We start from the raw sequence: 20,881 nt of genomic DNA, 5'->3' as shown, positions 1-20,881 counted from the left end.
GATCGGCGGGGGTATAAACCAGACTGTTCGCGCCGGCCTGAGATGGGGATCTCGGTTGTGCGATCTTCTGAAATGCGTCTGGCCATCATCCCTCGGCTCGCAAGCCCGACCGACTGCCAGTCATGCAACATCAACGTCCTGGAACGCGAACGATGAACACCAACGGAAACGACCGCACACCAGTCAGGCATCGTGCCGCGGTTCTTCTTGGCTGCACGGCGATGATCGCCTTTGCGCCGACCCTGTCTTACGCGCAGCAGGCGGCAACCTCGGGCGAAGCCGTTGTTCTGCAGCAGGTCGTGGTATCGGGTGGCGGCGGAAACGGTGTCGGCGGGGATGACGATGGGAACTCGATCGTTGCCGAGCATACTTCGGTGGGCGGCAAGATACCGGCGGCGATACTGGACACGCCGGCTTCCGTGTCGGTTATAACGTCAAAGGAAGTCGAGAAGCGCGATGCCGATTCGGTTGAGGAGGTGCTGCAATATACGGCAGGCGTGGTGACCGACTTCTACGGCTCCGACGACCGCTTCGATTTCTTCCAGATCCGCGGCTTCGATGCCTATACCTATCGAGACGGCCTGACTCTCGGCCGACCTTTCGGCGGCATCCGCGAAGAGCCTTACGCCTATGAGCGCGTCGAAGTGCTGAAGGGCGGAAGCTCCACGACCTTCGGCGTATCGGACCCGGGTGGCGCGGTGAACTATGTCACCAAGACCCCGAAGCGCGACCGGTTCGGTGAAGTCTATGTCACCGGCGGTTCGTTCGAGCGCAAGGAAGTCGGCTTTGATTTCGGCGACAATATCACCGAAGACGACACGGTTTCCTACCGCCTGACCGGCAAGCTCAAGGATGCGGATCTCGAATATCCGTACTCGCGCGACGACAACAAGTTCATCCAGGGCGGCCTGACGTGGCGTCCGGATGCGGCGACCAACTTCACGGTCGTGTTCGACCATCTGCACCGAAACGGCGTTCCGGGCAGCGGTGGTCTTCCCAACGGCTATGACTTCGACCGCACCAGCACCTTCTTCGGCGAGCCTGGCTATAATTTCCGTGGCACGGACCGCAACACTGTCAGCGCCTTCTTCGACCACGATTTCGGAAACGGCCTGACCTTCGCGGCCAATTCGCGCTACAGCGATGCCGATACGGATTTCGGCTATGCCTATATCGCGTCGACCCCGACTGACGGCTCGACGCTGGCGCGGCGCTCCTTCTTCGGCAGCGATGTTGCCAGCCGTCAGTGGATCGGCGATGCGCGGCTGCAATATGATGCCAGCTTCGAGAACGTTGAGAGCAAGACGCTGGTCGGCTTGATGCACAATGACCAGGTGTCGGACTCCAAGACCTTTTTCGGCGGTGCGCCGAGCATCGACTGGACGAACCCGATCTACACCGGCAGGCCAGCCTCGGTTCCTCTAATTCAGGCACAAAAGAGCGATCAGCAGACCACAGGTCTCTACTTCCAGGAAGAACTAACCTTCGCGGATAATTTCATCGCCAGCATTGGCTTGCGCAATGACTGGATCGACCTCGAACAGACAAACAACCTGAATGGTCGTACCACCTCAGGTGATTTTAGCGAGTTCACCAAACGTTTTGGTCTGACCTACAAGATCACGCCGGAAGTCGCGACCTATGTCAGCTATGCAGAGTCGGTGGTTCCAGCCTCGTCGCTCTTGAACGATGTGGAGCGCGGCGAGCAGTATGAAGCTGGCGTCAAATATCAGCCAACTGCGTTCCCAGCCCTGTTCACGGCCTCCGTTTACGATCTGCGCAAGACCAACCTGACCGTGACCGACCCGGTGACCTTCCTGCCGTCCTCGATCGGCGAGGTCCGGGTGCGTGGTGTTGACCTCGAAGCCAAGGCCGAGCTGCCGCAGAATTTCAGCCTAACGGCCGCTTATTCCTATCTCGATGCCGAGATCACCGAGAACGGGACTGGCGGCAACGAGGGCAACCGGCCGCAGTTCATTCCGGAAAACATCGCATCGCTGTGGCTGGATTATACGCTGCAAGGCGAAGGCAAACGCGGCGACCTGACGGTCGGCGGCGGCATCCGTTATGTCGGCTCCTATTTCCTGACTGCGGCGAACACCAGCTCGGCGGACGATCATGTCATCGTCGATGCCGCGCTGAACTATGAGATCGTCGAGAACACCTCGCTTCAGGTGAACGTCAACAACATCTTCGACGAGAAGCATGTCGCTTATGGCGGCTTTGGTGCGGACTTCTACAATCCGGGCCGGTCCTTCTCGGCAACGCTGCGCAAGACCTGGTAAGACATGAAGCTTCGCCGGCCTTCGTGCCGACGGAGCGCTTCTTGGATTAAGCGCCCTGCTGCATGCGACGCCATGCGGCGGGCGTTTCGCCGGCGACTTGCCGGAAGGCCTTCGTCAGATGGGCCTGATCGCAGAAGCCGAGCTGGGCTGCGATGCCGGCAAGCGTGAGGTCGCCTTCCATCAGCAGGGTCTGGGCAAGTTCGACGCGCCGGCCGAGCTGCCATTGCAGGGGCGTCTTGCCCGTTGTCTGCTTGAAGACGGACGCGAACCAGCTTTCGGACAGGCCGACCGTCGCGGCCATCTCGGCCACGCTCAGGCGCTGGTCGTGGCAGGCTTCGACCCGCGCGACGAGCTTGTTCATCTGTGCCTGGGTCAGCCTGCCTTCGCTGTGTTCGCCGGCCTTGTTGCCCGGGATATGAAGAAGGCCCGCGACGATGCTGCCGACCAGGTTTTCGGCGTAGATCGGATGTTTGACGGGGTTCGTGAGGTCGTCGACAAGCAAGGCGGCGAGCGCTTCTAGCGCCTTGACGTCCTGGATCTCCACCGGCTGGCTTGACGCGGCCAGAGCTGCGGAGCGCCCGATCGTGGGCGCGAGAAACTTGAGCAGCCGATCCTTGTGAAAATGAAGATCGAGATGGGAGAAACGCAGGGAAGCCGTAAACTCCGTCCAGAGCGGCACGCCCGCTGGCACGTAGATCGCGCGTGTCATGCGCCTGCTATCCGCGCCGAAACGGCCGTCGCGGCTCGACATGCGGATCTGCTGCGCGACGTCGTTGAAGAAGATCATGATGCGCGGATCGGGCGACAGGTAATAGCCCTTGGCGCCCACCTGTCCTTCCGCTTCCCAGAACACGCCGAGCATACCGTCCAGGCACCGCCACTTGGCGGGAGCGATGGCCCGGATGCCTTCGGTGTGCCAGGTCATGGAATGCCGGTAGCTCAAGATCGGCAGCCTTTGTGGTGTGTCAGACCAGGATCAGCGCTGTTGCGCGATCAACGAGCTTGCCCGTCTAACATGCGACATTAGAGCACGGCAAGGTACGCTTCATGCTGGTTCGGAGTGCGACCGGACAGGGCGCGTCTTGCCCGTCAGATATCAAGCGGCCGGTTTTCAGCGATGGCTTCCATGGCGAAGTAGGAGGTGACGGTTTCAAGCTCGAGCTTGTCGATCAGGCGCTGGTAAACCTGATCATAGCTGTTCATATCGCGGGTGACGATCTTCAGGAGATAATCGTAGTCGCCGCCAATGCGGTAGAAGTCGATGACATCCGGGATTGCGCCGACATGGGCGCGGAAGCGCTTTAGCCAATCGGCGGAATGATTGCGGGTGCGGATCATCGCGAAGACGACGAGGCCGAGGCCCACTTCCTCGCGGGCTATGCGGGCGCTGTGGCCTTTGATGATGCCGCGTTCTTCCAGCAGCTTGACGCGCCGCCACGTCGCGTTTTGCGAGAGGCCGATGCGGTCGGCGAGGTCGCGCTGCGACTGACTCGCGTCGCGCTGTAGCTCACGCAGGATATGAGCGTCGATCTGATCGAGATTATGCTTCATTCATCGATCAAAATCACAATTTTTGCCGCTAAAGAAGCCCAATTTGAGAGAAAAACGCGCAGGATCTTCGTTACTCCTCCTCATCAAAGCAGGGGAGAAGGGAAGAACACCATGAGCAAGCTGATCGCGTTCAGGAATGCGCTTCGGGACGGGGAGGCCATCGCTGGCCTGCGGGCCGGGCTGATCGGCGACGGCATGGCGTTCGAGACGCCCTTTGGTGAGCGGAATCTCCTTTATGCCGATTATGTCGCGTCCGGCCGCGCGCTGCGGCAGGTCGAGGACTTCATCCAGACTGACGTGCTGCCGTTTTACGCCAACAGCCATACGGAAGCGTCGTTCTGCGGCGGGACGATGACCCGGATGCGCGAGGATGCGCGTCGCATCATCGGCGAGCTGTGCGGCGCCGGGCCGGATTGCCATGTGGTTTTCACCGGTTCGGGTGCGACGAGTGGCATCAACCGGATCGTCGGCCTGCTGCGTGTGCGCGAGCGTGTGCTTGCCGGGGAGCACGTTACGGTTCTGATCGGCCCTTACGAGCATCATTCCAACATTCTGCCGTGGCGCGAATCCGGCGCGACGATGGTGGAAATTCCGGAGCGGGCTGAGGGTGGACCTTGCCTTGCTGCGCTGGAAGCGGCTTTGCGGGATACGGAAGGGTCGGAGCTCGTTGTCGGCAGCTTTTCGGCTGCGTCCAACGTCACCGGCATCCTGACCGATCCCGATCCGGTGACGCGTTTGTTAAAGGCGCATGGGGCGATTGCGATCTGGGATTATGCCTGTGGGGCGCCTTACCTGCCGATGGATATGGGCGAGGGCGATGCGGCCAAGGACGCGATCGTGTTTTCGCCGCACAAGTTCCCGGGTGGACCGGGCGCCAGCGGGGTGATGGTGATCCGCGACACGGTGGTTCAGCGCCAAACGCCGACAGCACCGGGCGGGGGAACAGTGTCCTTCGCGTCGCCATGGTCGCACACCTATAGCCGCCGCGTCGAAGCGCGCGAGGAGGCCGGAACGCCGAATGTGGTGGGCGACATCCGGGCGGCCCTCACGCTGCTTGTGAAGGATGCGGTTGGCGAAGAGGCATTGTTGCGGCGCGAGGCTGAGCTTCGGGAAAAGGCGCTGCGTGCCTGGAAGGATGTTTCGCAGATTCGCTTGCTCGGGCAGCGCGACGGGGCCGAAGCCTTGCCAATCTTCTCCTTCCGCATTGTCGGCAGATCAGGCGATCTCGTTCATCACCAGCTTTTCACGCGCATGCTGAGCGACGTGTTCGGCGTGCAGGCGCGCGGCGGTTGTGCTTGTGCTGGGTCTTACGCGCATCGCTTGTTAGAGATCGACCAAAGCGCGTCCGGCACCCTGTTCAAGCGGCTTGCGGATGGCTACGAAACGGAGAAACCCGGCTGGGTCAGGCTCAGCCTGTCTTATCTGCACTCCAATGCGGATGCCGATACGATCATCGATGCGGTTGTGCGGCTGGCGCTTCATGCAGATGACTTGGCCGGCCAATATGAAGTGGATGCGGCGACGGCCCGGTTCAAGCCGAAATCCGGTGCCAGCCTGGATGGCGTGCCCGCACTCAAGTTCCCGAACCTCGTTGAACAGGTTCGCACCAACAGGAATGCCGCTGCATGACGTTTTCGCCAGATGTTCGCGCCTTTTTCGAACCGCGAACCTGCTCGGTTCAATATGTCGTGGCTTGCCCGGCAACGAAGCGCTGCGCGATCATCGATCCGGTGCTGGACTATGATGAGAAGTCCGGCTCCGTTCGAACGGATAGCGCGGATGCGATCCTGGCTTTTATCGACGAAGAAAAGCTTGAACTCGAATGGATCCTCGACACGCATCCGCATGCCGATCATTTTTCGGCGGCGGACTACTTGAAGAGCCGGACTGGCGCGCCGACCGCGATCGGCGCTCAGATTACCGAAGTGCAGAAGCTCTGGAAGGCAATTTACAACTGGCCTGATCTTGCCACGGACGGGTCACAATGGGACCGGTTGTGGAAAGACGACGAGCAATTCCGGATCGGTGACATGGATGTCCGGGTGCTGTTTTCGCCTGGACACACGCTGGCCTCCATCGCTTATGTTGTGGGCGACGCGGCCTTTATCCATGACACGCTGTTCATGCCCGACAGCGGTTCGGCGCGCGCGGATTTCCCCGGCGGCGATGCGGCGCGGTTGTGGCAGTCGATCCAGGACATTCTGTCCTTGCCCGAGGAAACCCGGCTGTTCACCGGCCATGACTACCAGCCTGACGGGCGCGAGCCGCGTTGGCAAAGCACAGTGGCCGAACAGCGCAGCTCCAATATCCATCTGCAGAAAGCTGCGACGCAAGAAGCCTACGTGGCGCTGCGCGAGGAACGGGATCGGACCTTGCCGATGCCCAAGCTCATTCTTCATGCGCTACAGGTGAACATAAGGGCAGGGCGATTGCCTGAGCCGGAAGCCAACGGCTCGCGCTACCTCAAGATCCCGCTAGGCGCCTTCGGGGATGTGCCATGGGGCAAGGCTTGAACCGCAGTTCAAATGCTCTGACGTAAACTCGATATACGCTCGCCATAGGGCTAATGGCTTGAGCAAAGGTCTCTCTTTTGTGCAATAGGAGCCTGCTTAGCAGGCATGGTTTTGTTTCAAGGCCCATTTTGATGGCCAGTACGGACTGGCGGTGTTGCCGACTGGCGCGTCGCCCAAGAACAAGGATTTAAAAATAATGGTTTATCGCAATGACGCAGCAGGCGTTGCACCGGCTCCTGTTGGCGGGCTTGATCGCCGCAGTCGTTTGAAGGCAATCGTCGGCGGCTCGACCGGCAACCTGGTCGAGTGGTTCGACTGGTATGTTTATGCAGCCTTCGCGCTGTATTTCGCGCAGCACTTCTTCCCGGCAGGCGACCAGACCGCGCAGTTGCTGTCGTCGGCTGCAGTGTTTGCCGTCGGCTTCCTGATGCGTCCGATCGGCGCCTGGATCATGGGCATCTATTCAGATCGCAAGGGCCGCAAGGCCGGTCTGGCTTTGTCGGTGACGCTGATGTGCGCCGGTTCGCTCATCATCGCGGTGACGCCGGATTATCAGACGATCGGTATCCTGGCGCCGATCCTGCTCGTGGTCGCACGTCTGATGCAGGGCCTCTCGGTGGGTGGCGAATATGGCGCGTCCGCGACCTATCTGTCGGAAATGGCCGGCCGCAATTCGCGCGGCTTCTACTCGTCCTTCGCTTATGTGACGCTGATTTCCGGCCAGCTTCTCGCGCTGCTGGTTCTGATCGTGCTCCAGAATACGATGACCGAAGAAGCTCTGAACGCCTGGGGCTGGCGCATTCCGTTCTTTATCGGCGCCTGCCTTGCCGTGGTGGTGTTCTGGCTGCGTCGCGGTCTGGATGAAACCGACAGCTTCAAGAATGCACAGGCTTCCAACGCGCCGAAGTCCAGCTTCCTTGAACTGGTGACCAAGCACCCCAAGGAAACCATGCTGGTGATGCTGCTGACGGCCGGCGGCACCTTGGCGTTCTATGCCTATTCCATCTACATGCAAAAGTTCCTCGCCAACACGTCGGGCTTCAGCAAGACGCAGGCTTCCGAAATCAGCGCGATCACACTGTTCGTGTTCATGTGCCTCCAGCCGCTGGCCGGTGCATTGTCGGACCGGATCGGACGCAAGCCGCTGATGATCTTTTTCGGCGTTGCGGGCGTGCTGTTCACCTATCCGATCTTCTCGGCGCTTGAAGTGGAAAAGGACCCGTTCAACGCCGGTCTGCTGGCCATGGCGGCGCTGGTGATCGTGACGGGTTATACTTCGATCAACGCGGTGGTTAAGGCGGAGCTCTTCCCGGCCCATATCCGCGCGCTCGGCGTGGCGCTGCCTTATGCGCTGGCCAACACTCTGTTTGGCGGAACCGCGGAATATGTGGCGCTGCAGTTCAAGAGCTCCGGCTGGGAACAGGGCTTCTACTGGTACGTCACGGCGATGATTGCGTGTTCCCTGGTGGTTTACGTGTTCATGGCCGACACGGCCAAGAACAGCGCGATCAAGGAAGACTGATCGATCGAGTGTGATAAAAAGTGCCGGTGAGCATATGGCTCATCGGCGCGGAGCCATCTGGCTATTGCCCGCAATGGCGCGGTATGAGTGGGTATGACCCAGCCGACCGACAAACAGCTTGCCACTTTGGGCGCTGCGTTCAATACTTTCACCCGCCGCTACAAGCTGGCGGACGCACTCGGTCCGGAAAAGCCGCTGAACGAGCTCGACAAGCAGGCGCTTTTTTATGTGGCGGAGCATCCGGAATGCGGGCCGAGTGACATCGCGCGTTTCCTGGCCGTTCCGCATACGACGATTTCTTCCGCAACCGACCGCCTGGCGAAACGCGGGCTGTTGAAGCGGACCCGTCCGGAAGAAGATCGCCGCGCGGTTGCGCTCGATCTTTCAGACGAAGGCAGGCGACGTGTGGAGGGGTTCCTTGCGGCCTATCGGGAGCTCCATCTTCGTATGCTCCAGCCGCTTTCGACGGCCGAACGGGACGCGTTTGTCGGCATGATAACGAAAATCGTATATGACGAAGGTTGAATAATACGAATATCGTTATAACTGTTTGATCGATTGGGCGCGGGATGCCGCGTTCTTGCCTAGCCCTCGGAAGGATAGCCATGGCAATCAGGATCAACGGCACCGATGTGCAGGCGCCTAGCGACCCGCGCGTCTCCTTGCTCGACCTGCTTCGGGAAGAGCTTCATCTCACTGGAACCAAGAAGGGCTGCAATCAGGGCGCTTGCGGTGCCTGTACCGTGCTTGTCGATGGCGAGCGCGTTGTCTCCTGCTTGGCGCTGGCCGTGCAATACGAGGGCCGCGAGATCACAACGGTCGAGGGCTTGAGCGAAAACGGCGCGCTGCATCCGCTGCAGGAAGCGTTCGTAGAGCATGACGGCTTCCAGTGCGGTTACTGCACCCCCGGCCAGATCTGCTCGGCCATCGGCATGGCGGGCGAAGCCAAGCGCGGCGTTCCGAGCCATGTGACGGAAGACCTCTCGGCTGAAACGATCACACTGACGCATGACGAATTGCGCGAGCGCATGAGCGGCAATCTGTGCCGCTGCGGTGCTTACAACGGCATTGTCGCCGCAATTACCGAAACCTTCGTGGAGGCAGGCGAATGATCCCCTTCACCTATGCACGCGCCGCAAACACGGCGGATGCCGTTGTTCATGGCAGCGCGGTCGGCACCAAATATATCGGCGGCGGCACCAATCTCGTCGACCTCATGCGCGAAGGGATCGAGCATCCCCAGGCGCTGGTGGATGTCAGTGGATTGTCGCGCGATATCAATGAGACAGCCGACGGCGGCCTGCTGATCGGCGCTGGCGTGAAGAACACGGCGCTGGCCGAACACCGGCTGGTGCGCACGCGCTTTCCTGTGCTGTCGCGCGCGATCGTTGCCGGTGCAAGCGGGCAGATCCGCAACATGGCGACGGTGGGCGGCAATCTTCTTCAGCGCACCCGCTGCACATATTTTTACGATGACACCGGAGCGCGCTGCAACAAGCGGGAACCGGGGCAGGGCTGCGACGCGGTGGATGGTTTCAACCGTATCCATGCGATCCTAGGGGCTTCGCCAGCCTGTGTGGCAACGCATCCTTCGGATATGTGCGTGGCGCTGGCGGCGCTGGATGCCGTGGTTCACCTGGAAGGAGCGGGTGGCAAACGCACGCTGCCGTTCAACGAACTGCACCGCCTGCCCGAAGGCCGGCCGGACATCGAAACCCTGCTGGAACCCGGCGAGCTGATTACGGCTGTTGAGCTTCCGGCTCAGCCGATGGCCGCTCACTCGACCTATCGCAAGGTGCGCGATCGCGCGAGCTATGCCTTTGCGCTTGTTTCGGTCGCGGCGGCGCTCGAGGTGGATGGCGGAATGATCCGCGATGTCAGGCTGGCGCTTGGCGGCGTGGCGCACAAGCCGTGGCGGGCCTGGAAGGCGGAGGAAGTTCTGCGCGGGCAGCCTGCGTCGCAGCAGCTTTTCCAGGCGGCGGCCGAGGCTGAACTCGCCAATGCCACGCCGTTGCGCGACAATGGTTTTAAGATTGAACTGGCCAAGCGGACGATCATCGCCGTTCTCGGCGATTTGTCGGGAGTATCGGCATGAGCATCATCGAACAGGCCAAGCAGGCTGCCCAGGGGGTGGCGCAAACCGTGGTGCAGAAGGCAGTCGAGCTGGCGCCCGAAAGCTGGCTTCCGGGCGGCAAGCCTGATCCGCTGATCCACCAGAAGCACGGGCTGATCGGCAAACCGGTTTCGCGCATTGACGGACCGCTGAAGGTACAGGGCAAGGCGCCGTTTGCCGCCGAGTTCCCGATGGACGGGCTGACCTACGCTGCCGTGGCCTTCAGCACGCTGCCCAAGGGGCGAATTGCCAGCCTGGACACGAGCGAGGCGGAAGCAGCACCCGGCGTCGTGCTGGTGATGACCTATCGCAACGCGCCGCGCATGAAGGCGATGCCGGTGTTCATGTCGGAAGCCAAGGCTGCGGGCGGCGACAACCTGCCAGTGATGCAGGATGATCGCATTCACTGGAACGGTCAGCCGGTGGCGCTGGTGCTGGCCGAAACGCAGGAACAGGCGGATCACGCCAAAACGCTGATCCGCCTAACCTATGAAGCAGAGCCCGCCACCACCAGCTTTGCCGAAGCAAAGGCGCAAGGGACGCATCCCGGTCTGTTCATGGGATCGCCGATGAAGCAGGAGATCGGCGATGCGGAAGCCGCTCTCGCCGCCGCGCCGGTCAAGGTGGACGTCACCTATACGACGCCGCGTCACAGCCATAATCCAATCGAGCCGCATGCGGCCACGATCGTTTGGCAGGGCGACGATCTCGTTGTGCACGACGCTTCGCAGGCGGTGACGCATACTGCATGGTCGCTGGGCAACATCTTCGGTATCGAAGAAGCCCAGGTGCATGTGACGTCGCCTTATGTCGGCGGCGGCTTCGGCTCCAAGACGCTGTGGCAGCATCAGGTGCTTGGTGCGGCCGCAGCAAAGCTTGCCGGACGGCCCGTACGCATCGCCCTATCGCGCGAAGGCGTTTACCGAATGATCGGCGGGCGTACGCTGACCGAGCAGCGCCTTGCGATCGGCGCCACGAAGGAAGGGCATTTCGAGGCGATTATCCACACCGGAACGGCGCCGATGACGCACCACAACGCCATGCCCGAGCCGTTCATCCTGGCAACCAAATCGGCTTATGCGGCGCGCAACTTCAAGCTCGACGTGGAAGTCACCTATCTGGACATGCTGGCCAACACTTTCATGCGGGCGCCGGGCGAATCCGTCGGCACCTTTGCCCTGGAAAGTGCGGTGGACGAGATGGCGGTGGCACTAGGCATGGACCCGGTGGAACTCCGCGCGGTAAACGAGCCGGAGAAGGATCCGACCGACAACAAGCCGTTCTCGTCGCGCAACATCGTGGAAGCCTATCGCACCGGTGCCGAGCGGTTCGGCTGGTCGAAGCGTAACCCGGTGCCGGGCTCCGTGCGCGACGGCGAATGGCAGGTAGGCATGGGTGTCGCGACATCGACCTATCCTTATCATCGCATGCCCGGGGGTGCGGCCAAGCTGACGCTGACACGCGACGGGCGCATGCAGGTGGAAATCGCCGCGCATGAAATGGGCATGGGCACGGCAACGGCGCAAACGCAGGTCACGGCCGAGCGCTTCGGGCTGGAGCTCGATCAAGTGAGCTTCGCTTACGGCGACTCGTTTCTGCCTGGCCAGGTGCTGGCCGGCGGGTCGCAGCAAACGGCCTCCATCGGCGCGTCGGTTGTGGCAGCACAGCATGCGCTTGTGGCGGAACTGCTGAAGCTTGCCGGCAACGACTCGCCGTTGGCCGGTTTGAGAGCTGACGAAGTCGGCGGCATGGAGGGCGGTCTCGCCAAGCTCGACGAGCCGGGCCGGCACGAGACCTACGCATCCATCCTATCGCGCGCACAGCGGGATGAGGTGTCGGTCGTCGCTAGCGCGCCGCCGCCTCTGGAAACCATGCATTGGTCGATGCATTCCTGGGGCGCGATGTTCTGCGAAGTGCGGGTGAATAGCGTGACGGGCGAAGTCCGCGTCAGCCGCTTCCTCGGCTCGTTTGATTGCGGCCGCATCCTCAACGCGAAGACGGCAGCGAGCCAATTCCGCGGCGGCATCATCATGGGGCTCGGCATGGCGCTGATGGAAGAAACGCAGTTCGACGAGCGATCGGGCCGCGTCATGAATCCGAGCCTCGCCGAATACCATGTGCCGGTGCATCTGGACGTGCCCGAGATCGAGGTGATGTGGACCGATATTGCCGATCCGCATGCGCCCATGGGGGCTCGCGGCATCGGCGAGATCGGCATCACCGGCGTGGGTGCTGCCGTGGCGAACGCGATCTACAACGCCACCGGCAAGCGCATCCGCGATCTGCCGATTACGCTCGACAAGCTGATGTGAGGGCTTTCGGAAGGCGCGGCGACGCGCCTTCCGACACTTACTTGCCGATGAAAGCCGCAAGCTCATCCGGCGTGCCTTTGAGAAAGGCCTGCTTCAGGTAATCCAGGAAGGCCGAGACGCGCGCGCTCAACAGGCGCCGTGAGGGGTAAAGCGTCCACAGCACGATCTCAGGGCCTTCAACATCGCCCCAATGAACGAGCGTGCCGTCTGCGAGATCGTGGCTTACCAGCGACACCGGAAGCCGGCCTGCTCCGACGCCCGCCCGCACCGCATCGCGGACCATGATAAGCGAGGATAGCGCCAGCACCGGCTCCACCGTGATGGATGAACGGCCGGCAGGCGTCGTCACATCCCAGGCCAGCCGATCAGATGTCGAGCGCACTACTGCGGGGGCAACCATGCCTTCGGCTGGACGGACAAGCTCCGGGCTGGCCACGACTACCAGCCGATCGCGCAGGAAGGCACGTCCAACCAGGCTGTCGTCTGGGTCCGGATTAACCCGAATGACGAGGTCGAAGCCTTCCTCGATCATGTCGACAGACCGGTCTTCGGTCGAGATTTCCAGGCGAACTTCCGGATATCTGAGAGCAAAACCGGCGGCGATCTTGCCCATTGCGGTTTGAGAAAACAGTAAAGGGGCACTGATCCGCAGCCGGCCTCGTGGTTTTTCACCGCCAGAGGCAATCGCCGCTGTTGTTTCTTCTAGTTCCGTCAGCAACCGGCCGGCTCGCTCGAACAGCGCGCGTCCTTCTTCCGTCAGCTTCAAATCACGCCCGCCGCGCTCGAATAGGCGCAGGTCAAGTGCGGCTTCCAACTCGGCGACGCGTCGAGACAGCGTGGCTTTGGGGCGCCCGGTAGCGCGGGCAGCGCGGCCGTAGCCGCCGTGGCGAGCCACGAGAATGAAATCGGCGAGGGCGAGCAGATCCATCAGTGTTCCACCAGTGAGACAGCGCGTTCAGATATAGCGTCTATTGCTTGGAATGTGGATCGCTAAGTTTGGGGTGTCTTCTTAACCCAAACCGGAGTGATCCAATGACCATCCTCGTTACCGGCGCAACCGGCAATATCGGCAGCCAAATCGTCGACCACCTCGTCAAGCGCGGAGCCGATGTCCGCGCTCTCGTCCGCGATCCGGCGAAGGCCAAGTTCGCGCCAGGCGTTTCCGTAGTTCAGGGCGACCTTCTCGATGTTGACTCCCTGCGGGAAGCTTTCGCCGGCGTGTCCACGCTCTTTCTGCTCAACGCCGTGGTGCCCGATGAATTCACCCAAGCGCTGATCGCGCTTAACCTCGCCCATGAAGCGGGCATCGAGCGGATGGTGTATCTGTCGGTGATCCATGGCGATCGCTACGTGAACGTGCCCCATTTTGCCGGCAAGTTCGCGGTGGAGCGCATGATCGAGCAGATGGGGCTCCATGCCACTATCCTCCGTCCGGCCTACTTCATGAACAACGAGTTCATGATCAAGGAAGCGATCCTGAGCTACGGCATTTACCCCATGCCGATCGGCAGCAAGGGCCTTGCGATGGTGGATGCGGGCGACATTGCCGAGGTCGCAGCACTCGAGCTGATCCGCCGCGAACAATCGCCCGTTGCGCTTCCGCTTGACCGGATCAACCTTGTTGGACCCGATACGCTGACCGGCGCCGATGCCGCCGCCATCTGGTCGGATGTTCTGGGCCGGACAATCACCTATCCGGGCGAAGATTTCGACGGCTTGGAACAGACTTTGCGGCAGTTCATGCCGTCTTGGATGGCGCATGACATGCGCCTGATGGGCCAGCGCTTCGTCAGCGAGGGAATGGTGCCCGATGCAGGCGATGTCGACCGGCTGACCACGCTGCTCGGCCGCCCGCTGCGCTCTTATCGCGACTTTGTCAGCCAGATTGTTGCCTCGGCCTGAGTGCCGAGCAGACGGCAAACCCAACAAAGGAATTTCATCATGATCTATTCAACCGCGACCGTTCCGGTGAACCCGGAAGGCGAAACGAAGCTGACCCGCGCGCAAGCATGGGCCGGCCTTGAACGCAAAGCCTGCGACGCCCGCTTGTTTCTGCCCGAGGGTCTGTGCACCCGCTGTGATGTCGTTGAAGAAAGCGCTACCCATTTCGTGCGGGAAGCTACCATCAGCGGCACGGATTTGCGTGAAATCATCACGCTGGAGCCTGAAAGCAAGGTCACCTTCTTCCAGGCAACCGGGCCTCGCGAGGGCGCGATCGTCAACGAACTGTTTGAAGACGAGACCGGCGCGCTTCAGCTCCGCTTCTACTGCTACCTCGGTCTGCGCGGCAAACAGGCTGGCGGCGCGGAAGAACAGGCCGAACAGGAGCGATTCGACAGCGACAGTGGTTACAAGGCTGCGCTACTGTCGACGCTGAAGCGGACGCGCGCGCTGCTGGCGGAAGGGCGGCTCTAAAGCAGAATGATACGCCGAGTGCCAGCCGACTATCTGTAGTCGGCTGGCGTAATCCCTGCGCCATTGACAACAATGCCTTCCAGGTTATTCTGTTATAAAAGTTGATATAACATAATAGTGGAATACCACTCGGGAGAGCATCATGAAACTGAAACTTGCATTACTGGCAACGATCGCGCTCGTCGCAATGCCGAGCTACCTGATGGCGCAGGAAAGAGGCGGCGTCATCAACGTTGCTACGGTTGGCGAGCCACCAACGCTGGATCCTATGACCTCGACCGCCGATCTGGTCGGCATCGTCACGCAGCACATTTTCGAAACGCTTTATACGTTCGACGCGAAGTGGAATGTCACACCGCTGTTGGCGGAAAGCCTGCCGGAGATTTCCGCGGACGGGAAAACCTACACGATCAAGCTGCGCGACGGCATCAAGTTTCATGATGGCAGTGACATGACGTCTGAAGACGTCGTGGCTTCGCTCAATCGCTGGACCAAGCTCGCATCGCGCGGCAAGCAGGCCGCCGAGTTCATCGAGACGATCACGGCCACCGACCCGGCGACGGTCACCATTCAGTTGAAGCAGTCCTACGCGCCGCTTGCTTCGCTTCTCGCCTTCAACAACTCTGCCGCGATCATTCTTCCTGCCGAAAAGCAGGCCGATGTGATGACCGATTTCGTCGGCACCGGTCCCTACACTTTGAAGGAGCGCAAGGCGGATCAGTATATCCAGCTCCAGCGCTTCGATGGCTACAAGTCGCGTGAGGGTGAAAGCGACGGTTACGGCGGCGCTCGGCATCAGTATCTCGACGAAATCCGTTTCGTGCCGGTGCCCGATCCCAACACCCGCGTCGAAGCTGCCGTTTCCGGCCAGTACGACTATATCGATGCGCTGCCGGTTGAATCCTTCGACAGGCTGAAGTCTGCGCAGGCGACCCAGCCGCTGGTGCTGAAGCCGTTCGGATATCCGATCTTTGTCTTCAACACGGCTGAGGGCAACGTCAAGAATGTGGAGATCCGCCGCGCAATCCGCCAGGCGCTCAGCATGGAAGACATGCTCGCAGCCGCTTTCGGCAGCACGGATTTCTATGCGCTGGACGGCAACATCTATCCGAGCAACTTCGCGTGGAGCACGGATGCCGGCGTTGAAGGCAATTACAATATTGCCGATCCTGAAGGCGCGAAGGAAGCAGCGACCGCCGCTGGTTACGACGGCAAGCCGATCCGCATCCTCACGAGCCGTCAGTATGAGTTCCACTACAAGATGGCGCAGGTCGCCGCCGAGTATCTGAAGCTCGCCGGCTTTGCGGTGGATCTGCAGGTCGTGGACTGGGCGACGCTGACGCAGCGCCGTGCCGACAAGGGTCTTTGGGACATCTATATTACCCATAGCCCGTTCCTGCCGGAGCCAGCCCTGATCGGATCCTTGTCTCCGAGCTCGCCCGGCTGGTGGAATACGCCAGCGCGCAACGCAGCTGTTGCGGCTTTCTCGTCCGAAGTTGATCCGGAAAAGCGCTTGAAGCTTTGGGCCGACGTTCAAAAAGCCATGTATGACGAAGTTCCCTACATGAAGATCGGTGATTTCAACGGCGTTTCTTCCAAGTCGACGAAGCTCGAAGGTGTGGAAGCCTCGCCGTGGCCTTATTTCTGGAACGCTTCGGTGACGAAGTAGTCGGAGGCGCGAAGATGCGGTGGGCCATTGCTGCCTGCCGCATCCTTTTCCAAATCCCAGTCCTTCAAGGACCAAGAAGCCGAACTGAATGATCCGCTATATTCTTCAGCGTATTGCCGGCATGATCGTCGTGATGTTTCTCGTCGTGACGATCGTCTTCGTCATCGTGCGCGTCACGCCGGGCGATCCGGCAGCCGTCATGCTCGGGCCGGACGCCACGCCTCAGGACATCGCGGAGTTGCGAACGCGGCTGGGTCTCGATCAGTCGATCGTGGCTCAGTACGTCTTCTATATTGGGCAGCTGTTGAGGGGGGATCTCGGACAGTCGATCTTCCTCAACATGCCCGTGACTTCGGCGCTGCTCGACCGGGCGGAACCGACGTTCTTTTTGACGATCTTTTCGCTGGTGATCGCCAGCGTCATCGCCTTGCCGATCGGGATTTACGCCGCTTACCGGCGCGGCTCGTTTGTGGACCAGGCATCGACCACGATCGCGATGCTGGCCGCCAGCATACCGAGCTTCTGGCTTGGTTTGATCCTGATGCAGTTCTTTGCGGTGCGTTTCAACATCTTTCCGGTGTCGGGTTATGGCGGGCCCGGCGCGTCCTTTGGGGAGCGCATGTACCATCTGACGCTGCCGGCCTTTGCACTCGGCCTCGTGTCCTCTGCGCTGATCCTGCGCTTCACGCGCGCTTCGATGTTGGACGTGCTTGGCGACGATTATATCCGCACCGCGCGGGCTAAGGGCGTTGTTGAGCGGCGTGTGGTGCTGAAGCACGCCTTGAAGAATGCGCTGATCCCGATCCTCACCGTGCTCGGCCTCACCGCCGCGGTGCTGGTTTCGGGCGCGGTCGTCACCGAAACCGTGTTTGGACTGCCGGGCGTCGGCAATCTCGTGGTTTCGGCCGTTTTGCGGCGTGATTACCCTGTTATTCAAGGAGCATTGCTGGTGATCGCCGGGCTTTACGTCCTCATCAATTTTGCGATCGACATGCTTTATCTGGCTGTGGATCCGCGGGTGCGCTACTGATGACGGATCTCTCAGTCATACCGGCGAAACCCGCTCCGAGCGAACGGTCGAAGTTTCTGCGGCGCTTGTTGAAGCGTAAAACCGTCGCCGCCGGCCTGATCATCCTGCTGGTCTTCGTGCTTCTTGCCGCGCTTGCACCGTGGATCGCGCCTTATTCGCCATCCAAGCTGTCCATCGTCAACCGGTTGAAGCCGCCAAGCGAGCTGTTCTGGTTCGGCACGGACGAGTTCGGCCGCGATGTCTTTTCGCGCACGATCTATTCCGGCCGGCTGTCTTTGCTGGTGGGAGGTGCGGTCGTGACCTTGTCCGCCGTGATCGGCATCACGCTCGGTCTGTTGGCCGGTTTCTTCAAGAGCCTCGACACGCCTATCGCCCGCCTGATCGACGCGATGATGGCATTTCCGGATATCCTTTTGGCGATCGCGCTTGTGGCGGCTCTCGGACCATCGCTGGTCACGGTCATCGTGGCGCTGTCGATCGTGTATTCGCCGCGTCTTGCCCGCATCGTGCGCGCCTCGACGCTGGTGATCCGCGAACTGCCTTATGTCGAGGCAGCGCAGGCGCTTGGGATCTCGACCTTCCACGTCATGACGCGCCACGTTCTTCGCAACCTCGTGTCGCCGATCCTGGTGCAAAGTACATTTCTGTTTGCCAGCGCCATGCTCGCCGAAGCCGGACTTTCCTTTCTTGGCCTTGGCGTCAGCCCGGAAATTCCAACCTGGGGAACCATGATCGCCGCCGGCCGCCAATATATCGGCCAGGCCGACTGGATGACCTACTTCCCCGGCTTTGCCATCATTCTCTCCGTTCTTTCGCTGCAGATGGTCGGCGACGGCTTGAGAGACATGCTCGATCCGAGACTTCGAAAGGACCTCTAGATGACAGGTGAAAAAGCGGGCAAGCCGCTCCTCCTCACCAATGTGAAGCCCATGGCCTTCGGCGACAAAGCTGGGGGCAGCGCATCCGATGGAACGACCGACATCTTGGTCGGCGCCGACGGCAAGATCTCGGCCATCGGTTCGCAGTTGGCAGCCCCCGGCGACGTGGAGCGCGTCGACGGCAAGGGTGCCTGGATTTCGCCCGGCTGGATCGACCTGCATGTCCATATCTGGCATGGCGGCACGGATATCTCGATCCGTCCGTCGGAATGCGGTGCGGAGCGCGGCGTTACCACGCTGGTCGATGCGGGTTCGGCAGGCGAGGCCAATTTCCACGGCTTTCGCGAATATATCATCGAGCCCTCGAAGGAGCGCATCAAGGCGTTTTTGAACCTCGGTTCGATCGGTCTGGTGGCCTGCAACCGCGTTGCCGAACTGCGCGACATCCGCGACATCGACCTCGATCGCATCCTCGAATGCTATGCTGAAAACAGCGAGCATATCGTCGGCATCAAGGTGCGCGCGAGTCATGTCATCACGGGCTCATGGGGCGTCACCCCGGTCAAGCTCGGCAAGAAGATCGCCAAGATTCTGAAAGTGCCGATGATGGTGCATGTCGGCGAGCCGCCGGCACTTTATGACGAGGTGCTGGAAATCCTCGGACCCGGCGATGTCGTCACCCATTGCTTCAACGGCAAGGCCGGGTCGAGCATCATGGAAGACGAGGACCTCTTCAACCTGGCCGAACGCTGCGCAGGAGAGGGCATCCGCCTTGATATCGGCCACGGCGGAGCATCGTTCTCTTTCAAGGTTGCGGAAGCGGCGATCGCGCGGGGCCTGATGCCCTGGTCGATCTCGAGCGACCTGCACGGCCATTCCATGAACTTCCCGGTTTGGGATCTCGCAACCACGATGTCCAAGCTGCTGTCGGTCGGCATGCCGTTCGACAAGGTGGTGGATGCCGTCACCCACGCACCGGCCGATGTTATCCGGCTTCCGATGGACAATCGGCTTTCGGTCGGCGAGCGGGCCGACTTCACCATCTTCGATTTGATCGACGAGGATCTGGAAGCAACCGACTCCAACGGTGACGTGTCGCGGCTGAAGAAGGTTTTCGAACCGCGCTATTCGGTTATCGGGGCAGAAGCGATCACCGCTAGCCGGTACGTTCCCCGTGCCCGCAGGCTGGTTCGGCACAGCCATGGTTTGTCATGGCGGTAAGCCGGGGACCCAGAGACATCGCATGACAGAAGCTTATCTGAAAACCGAGCCAGCAAGGGTGGTTGAAGCGGTGCAGGCGCCTGCGCAAACTCCCTCCGAGCGGCTGGCTGCACTGGGCATCACGCTTCCCGCTTCACCGCCGCCGATTGCCAATTTCGTGACGCATGTGCGCGAAGGCAACATGTTGTATCTATCTGGGCAAGGACCGCGCGAGGCAGATGGCCATCTTTACACCGGTAAGGTCGGTGGTGATGTGAGCGTCGATCAGGCCTATCAGCATGCACGGCTGACGGGGATCAACCTGCTTGCTGTGATGCAGGAAACGCTGGGTGATCTGTCGCGCGTCAAGCGGGTGGTGAAGCTGCTCGGAATGGTCAATGCCGTGCCGCTGTTTGAGGATCATCCCAAGGTGATCAACGGTTGCTCGGATCTGATGATCGAGGTGTTTGGCGAGGCAGGCCGCCATGCCCGTTCGGCCGTCGGCTTCGGCTCGCTTCCCGGCAACATCACCGTTGAGATCGAGGCGATCGTCTCGCTCAACGATTGAGGAGGTCCGTGGTGCGCCAACCCATCAGCTCTTCGATCCGCTGGGCGGACGCGCGCACATGGTCCGTGTAATGGCTCTCGTCCGAAAGCACCTTCTGCTCCGGCAGAACGATCGAGATCGTGGCGATGCATTGGCCATCTCGGTCGCAGATCGGCGACGCAATGCAGGCGACCGAATAATCGGACTCGGCAACCTGGATCGACAGCCGCTCACTGAAAGCCTTGCCGGCTGCATCGGAAAGCGTGCGGGCGTTGATCTCGGCGCGGCCGGTGGGCGAGGTGCGGGCGCAACGCTTGAACAGCTCGATCCGCTCACCTTCGGGCAGGTGGCCGACAAGAAGCCGGCCCGACGCCGTCCAGTTGAGCGGAACGCGGGTTCCGACGCGCGAAGCAACCTGAAAATGGCTCAGCCCCTCGGCCATGGCGAGCACGAGCATGTGGTCGCGGTCGCGGCCGCAGACCTGCACGGTTTCGCCCGACGTGCGGCAAAGGTCATGCATTTCCTGCGTCGCGACACTCATGAAATCGAGCGAACGGGCATAGGCCAGGCCGTAATGGTAGAGCCGCGCGCCGAGCCAGATCGAACCGTCGGGGTTGCGGGCCAGCATGTTCTTTTCCACCAGATCGTCGATGATGACGTAAACGGTGGACAGCGGCGCCTTGACCGCTTTCGCAATCGCGTAGGCTCCAGCTGGAGAGCCGGTCTCATAGAGATAGTCGATCACCTGCAACGCGCGGTTGATGCCACTGACGCGCGAGCGCCGCGCGCTTTTCGGCTCGAAGTCTTCCGCCGCAACGGCATCGTCGGGGAATGCCTGGGATGAAG

General features: G+C 61.1%; 19 protein-coding genes. 15 read left to right on the top strand and 4 right to left on the bottom strand.

The genetic code is table 11. From position 1 onward, the window contains the following. Window positions 1–152 precede the first annotated feature (152 nt). The gene (locus IE166_RS08405; RefSeq protein WP_189502983.1) at window positions 153–2,285 is read left to right on the top strand and encodes a TonB-dependent siderophore receptor; all 2,133 of its coding nucleotides are present in this window, start codon (window positions 153–155) and stop codon (window positions 2,283–2,285) included. 46 nt (window positions 2,286–2,331) lie between these two features. Here the strand turns inward: IE166_RS08405 and IE166_RS08400 are convergent, their stop codons facing one another. Together IE166_RS08400 and IE166_RS08395 are read right to left on the bottom strand one after the other, a co-directional pair. Then, window positions 2,332–3,228: a helix-turn-helix domain-containing protein gene (locus IE166_RS08400; protein ID WP_189502982.1), complete on the bottom strand. Its 897-nt coding sequence runs from the start codon at window positions 3,226–3,228 to the stop codon at window positions 2,332–2,334. 146 nt (window positions 3,229–3,374) lie between these two features. Continuing rightward, window positions 3,375–3,836, bottom strand: coding sequence for an Lrp/AsnC family transcriptional regulator (locus IE166_RS08395; protein WP_189502981.1), 462 nt, complete (start codon window positions 3,834–3,836; stop codon window positions 3,375–3,377). A 111-nt stretch (window positions 3,837–3,947) separates the two neighbouring features. Here IE166_RS08395 and IE166_RS08390 point away from each other — a divergent pair, with 111 nt between their 5' ends. From IE166_RS08390 to IE166_RS08360, 7 genes are all read left to right on the top strand, one after another. Continuing rightward, window positions 3,948–5,465, top strand: a complete 1,518-nt coding sequence (locus IE166_RS08390; RefSeq protein WP_189502980.1) for an aminotransferase class V-fold PLP-dependent enzyme — start codon at window positions 3,948–3,950, stop codon at window positions 5,463–5,465. After that, entirely contained in the window at window positions 5,462–6,349 is an 888-nt protein-coding gene (locus IE166_RS08385; protein WP_189502979.1) for an MBL fold metallo-hydrolase, read from the top strand. Before IE166_RS08390 ends, IE166_RS08385 begins: the two co-directional genes overlap by 4 nt. Before the next feature lie 196 nt (window positions 6,350–6,545). Continuing rightward, window positions 6,546–7,871 carry an MFS transporter gene (locus IE166_RS08380; RefSeq protein WP_189502978.1) on the top strand — a complete coding sequence of 442 codons (1,326 nt, stop codon included), beginning with the start codon at window positions 6,546–6,548 and terminating at the stop codon, window positions 7,869–7,871. Window positions 7,872–7,964: 93 nt separating this feature from the next. Continuing rightward, window positions 7,965–8,396, top strand: a complete 432-nt coding sequence (locus IE166_RS08375; RefSeq protein WP_189502977.1) for a MarR family winged helix-turn-helix transcriptional regulator — start codon at window positions 7,965–7,967, stop codon at window positions 8,394–8,396. An 80-nt stretch (window positions 8,397–8,476) separates the two neighbouring features. Then, complete coding sequence (locus tag IE166_RS08370) at window positions 8,477–8,983, top strand: 2Fe-2S iron-sulfur cluster-binding protein (protein ID WP_189502976.1); 507 nt, start codon at window positions 8,477–8,479, stop codon at window positions 8,981–8,983. Beyond that, window positions 8,980–9,966: an FAD binding domain-containing protein gene (locus IE166_RS08365; protein WP_189502975.1), complete on the top strand. Its 987-nt coding sequence runs from the start codon at window positions 8,980–8,982 to the stop codon at window positions 9,964–9,966. The genes IE166_RS08370 and IE166_RS08365 overlap by 4 nt, the downstream gene beginning before the upstream one ends. Continuing rightward, entirely contained in the window at window positions 9,963–12,296 is a 2,334-nt protein-coding gene (locus IE166_RS08360; protein WP_189502974.1) for a xanthine dehydrogenase family protein molybdopterin-binding subunit, read from the top strand. Before IE166_RS08365 ends, IE166_RS08360 begins: the two co-directional genes overlap by 4 nt. Before the next feature lie 37 nt (window positions 12,297–12,333). Here the strand turns inward: IE166_RS08360 and IE166_RS08355 are convergent, their stop codons facing one another. Then, on the bottom strand, window positions 12,334–13,224 hold the full coding sequence (locus IE166_RS08355) for a LysR family transcriptional regulator (protein WP_189502973.1): 891 nt from the start codon (window positions 13,222–13,224) through the stop codon (window positions 12,334–12,336). 104 nt (window positions 13,225–13,328) lie between these two features. On the opposite strand from IE166_RS08355, the gene IE166_RS08350 reads away from it, so the two are divergent. The 7 genes from IE166_RS08350 to IE166_RS08320 all read left to right on the top strand — a co-directional run bounded on the left by IE166_RS08350 (window position 13,329) and on the right by IE166_RS08320 (window position 20,056). After that, entirely contained in the window at window positions 13,329–14,198 is an 870-nt protein-coding gene (locus tag IE166_RS08350) for an SDR family oxidoreductase (RefSeq protein ID WP_189502972.1), read from the top strand. Window positions 14,199–14,237: 39 nt separating this feature from the next. After that, window positions 14,238–14,711: an AtaL-like protein gene (locus IE166_RS08345; protein ID WP_189502971.1), complete on the top strand. Its 474-nt coding sequence runs from the start codon at window positions 14,238–14,240 to the stop codon at window positions 14,709–14,711. A 142-nt stretch (window positions 14,712–14,853) separates the two neighbouring features. Further along, on the top strand, window positions 14,854–16,380 hold the full coding sequence (locus IE166_RS08340; RefSeq protein WP_189502970.1) for an ABC transporter substrate-binding protein: 1,527 nt from the start codon (window positions 14,854–14,856) through the stop codon (window positions 16,378–16,380). 88 nt (window positions 16,381–16,468) lie between these two features. Beyond that, window positions 16,469–17,410, top strand: a complete 942-nt coding sequence (locus IE166_RS08335; RefSeq protein WP_189502969.1) for an ABC transporter permease — start codon at window positions 16,469–16,471, stop codon at window positions 17,408–17,410. Beyond that, window positions 17,410–18,288, top strand: coding sequence for an ABC transporter permease (locus IE166_RS08330; protein ID WP_189502968.1), 879 nt, complete (start codon window positions 17,410–17,412; stop codon window positions 18,286–18,288). The genes IE166_RS08335 and IE166_RS08330 overlap by 1 nt, the downstream gene beginning before the upstream one ends. Further along, window positions 18,289–19,509: an amidohydrolase/deacetylase family metallohydrolase gene (locus IE166_RS08325; protein WP_189502967.1), complete on the top strand. Its 1,221-nt coding sequence runs from the start codon at window positions 18,289–18,291 to the stop codon at window positions 19,507–19,509. A 22-nt stretch (window positions 19,510–19,531) separates the two neighbouring features. Next, complete coding sequence (locus IE166_RS08320; RefSeq protein ID WP_189502966.1) at window positions 19,532–20,056, top strand: RidA family protein; 525 nt, start codon at window positions 19,532–19,534, stop codon at window positions 20,054–20,056. Here IE166_RS08320 and IE166_RS08315 read toward each other — a convergent pair. Then, entirely contained in the window at window positions 20,046–20,798 is a 753-nt protein-coding gene (locus tag IE166_RS08315; RefSeq protein ID WP_385965140.1) for an IclR family transcriptional regulator, read from the bottom strand. The two genes, IE166_RS08320 and IE166_RS08315, sit on opposite strands and share 11 nt — an antisense overlap. Between the last annotated feature and the right edge of the window lie 83 nt (window positions 20,799–20,881).

This window comes from Tianweitania populi, from assembly GCF_014652875.1.
GTDB classification, from domain to species: domain Bacteria; phylum Pseudomonadota; class Alphaproteobacteria; order Rhizobiales; family Rhizobiaceae; genus Tianweitania; species Tianweitania populi.
The sequence above is the reverse complement of the archived record's forward strand: the minus strand, read 5'-3'. Positions and strand labels throughout refer to the sequence as shown.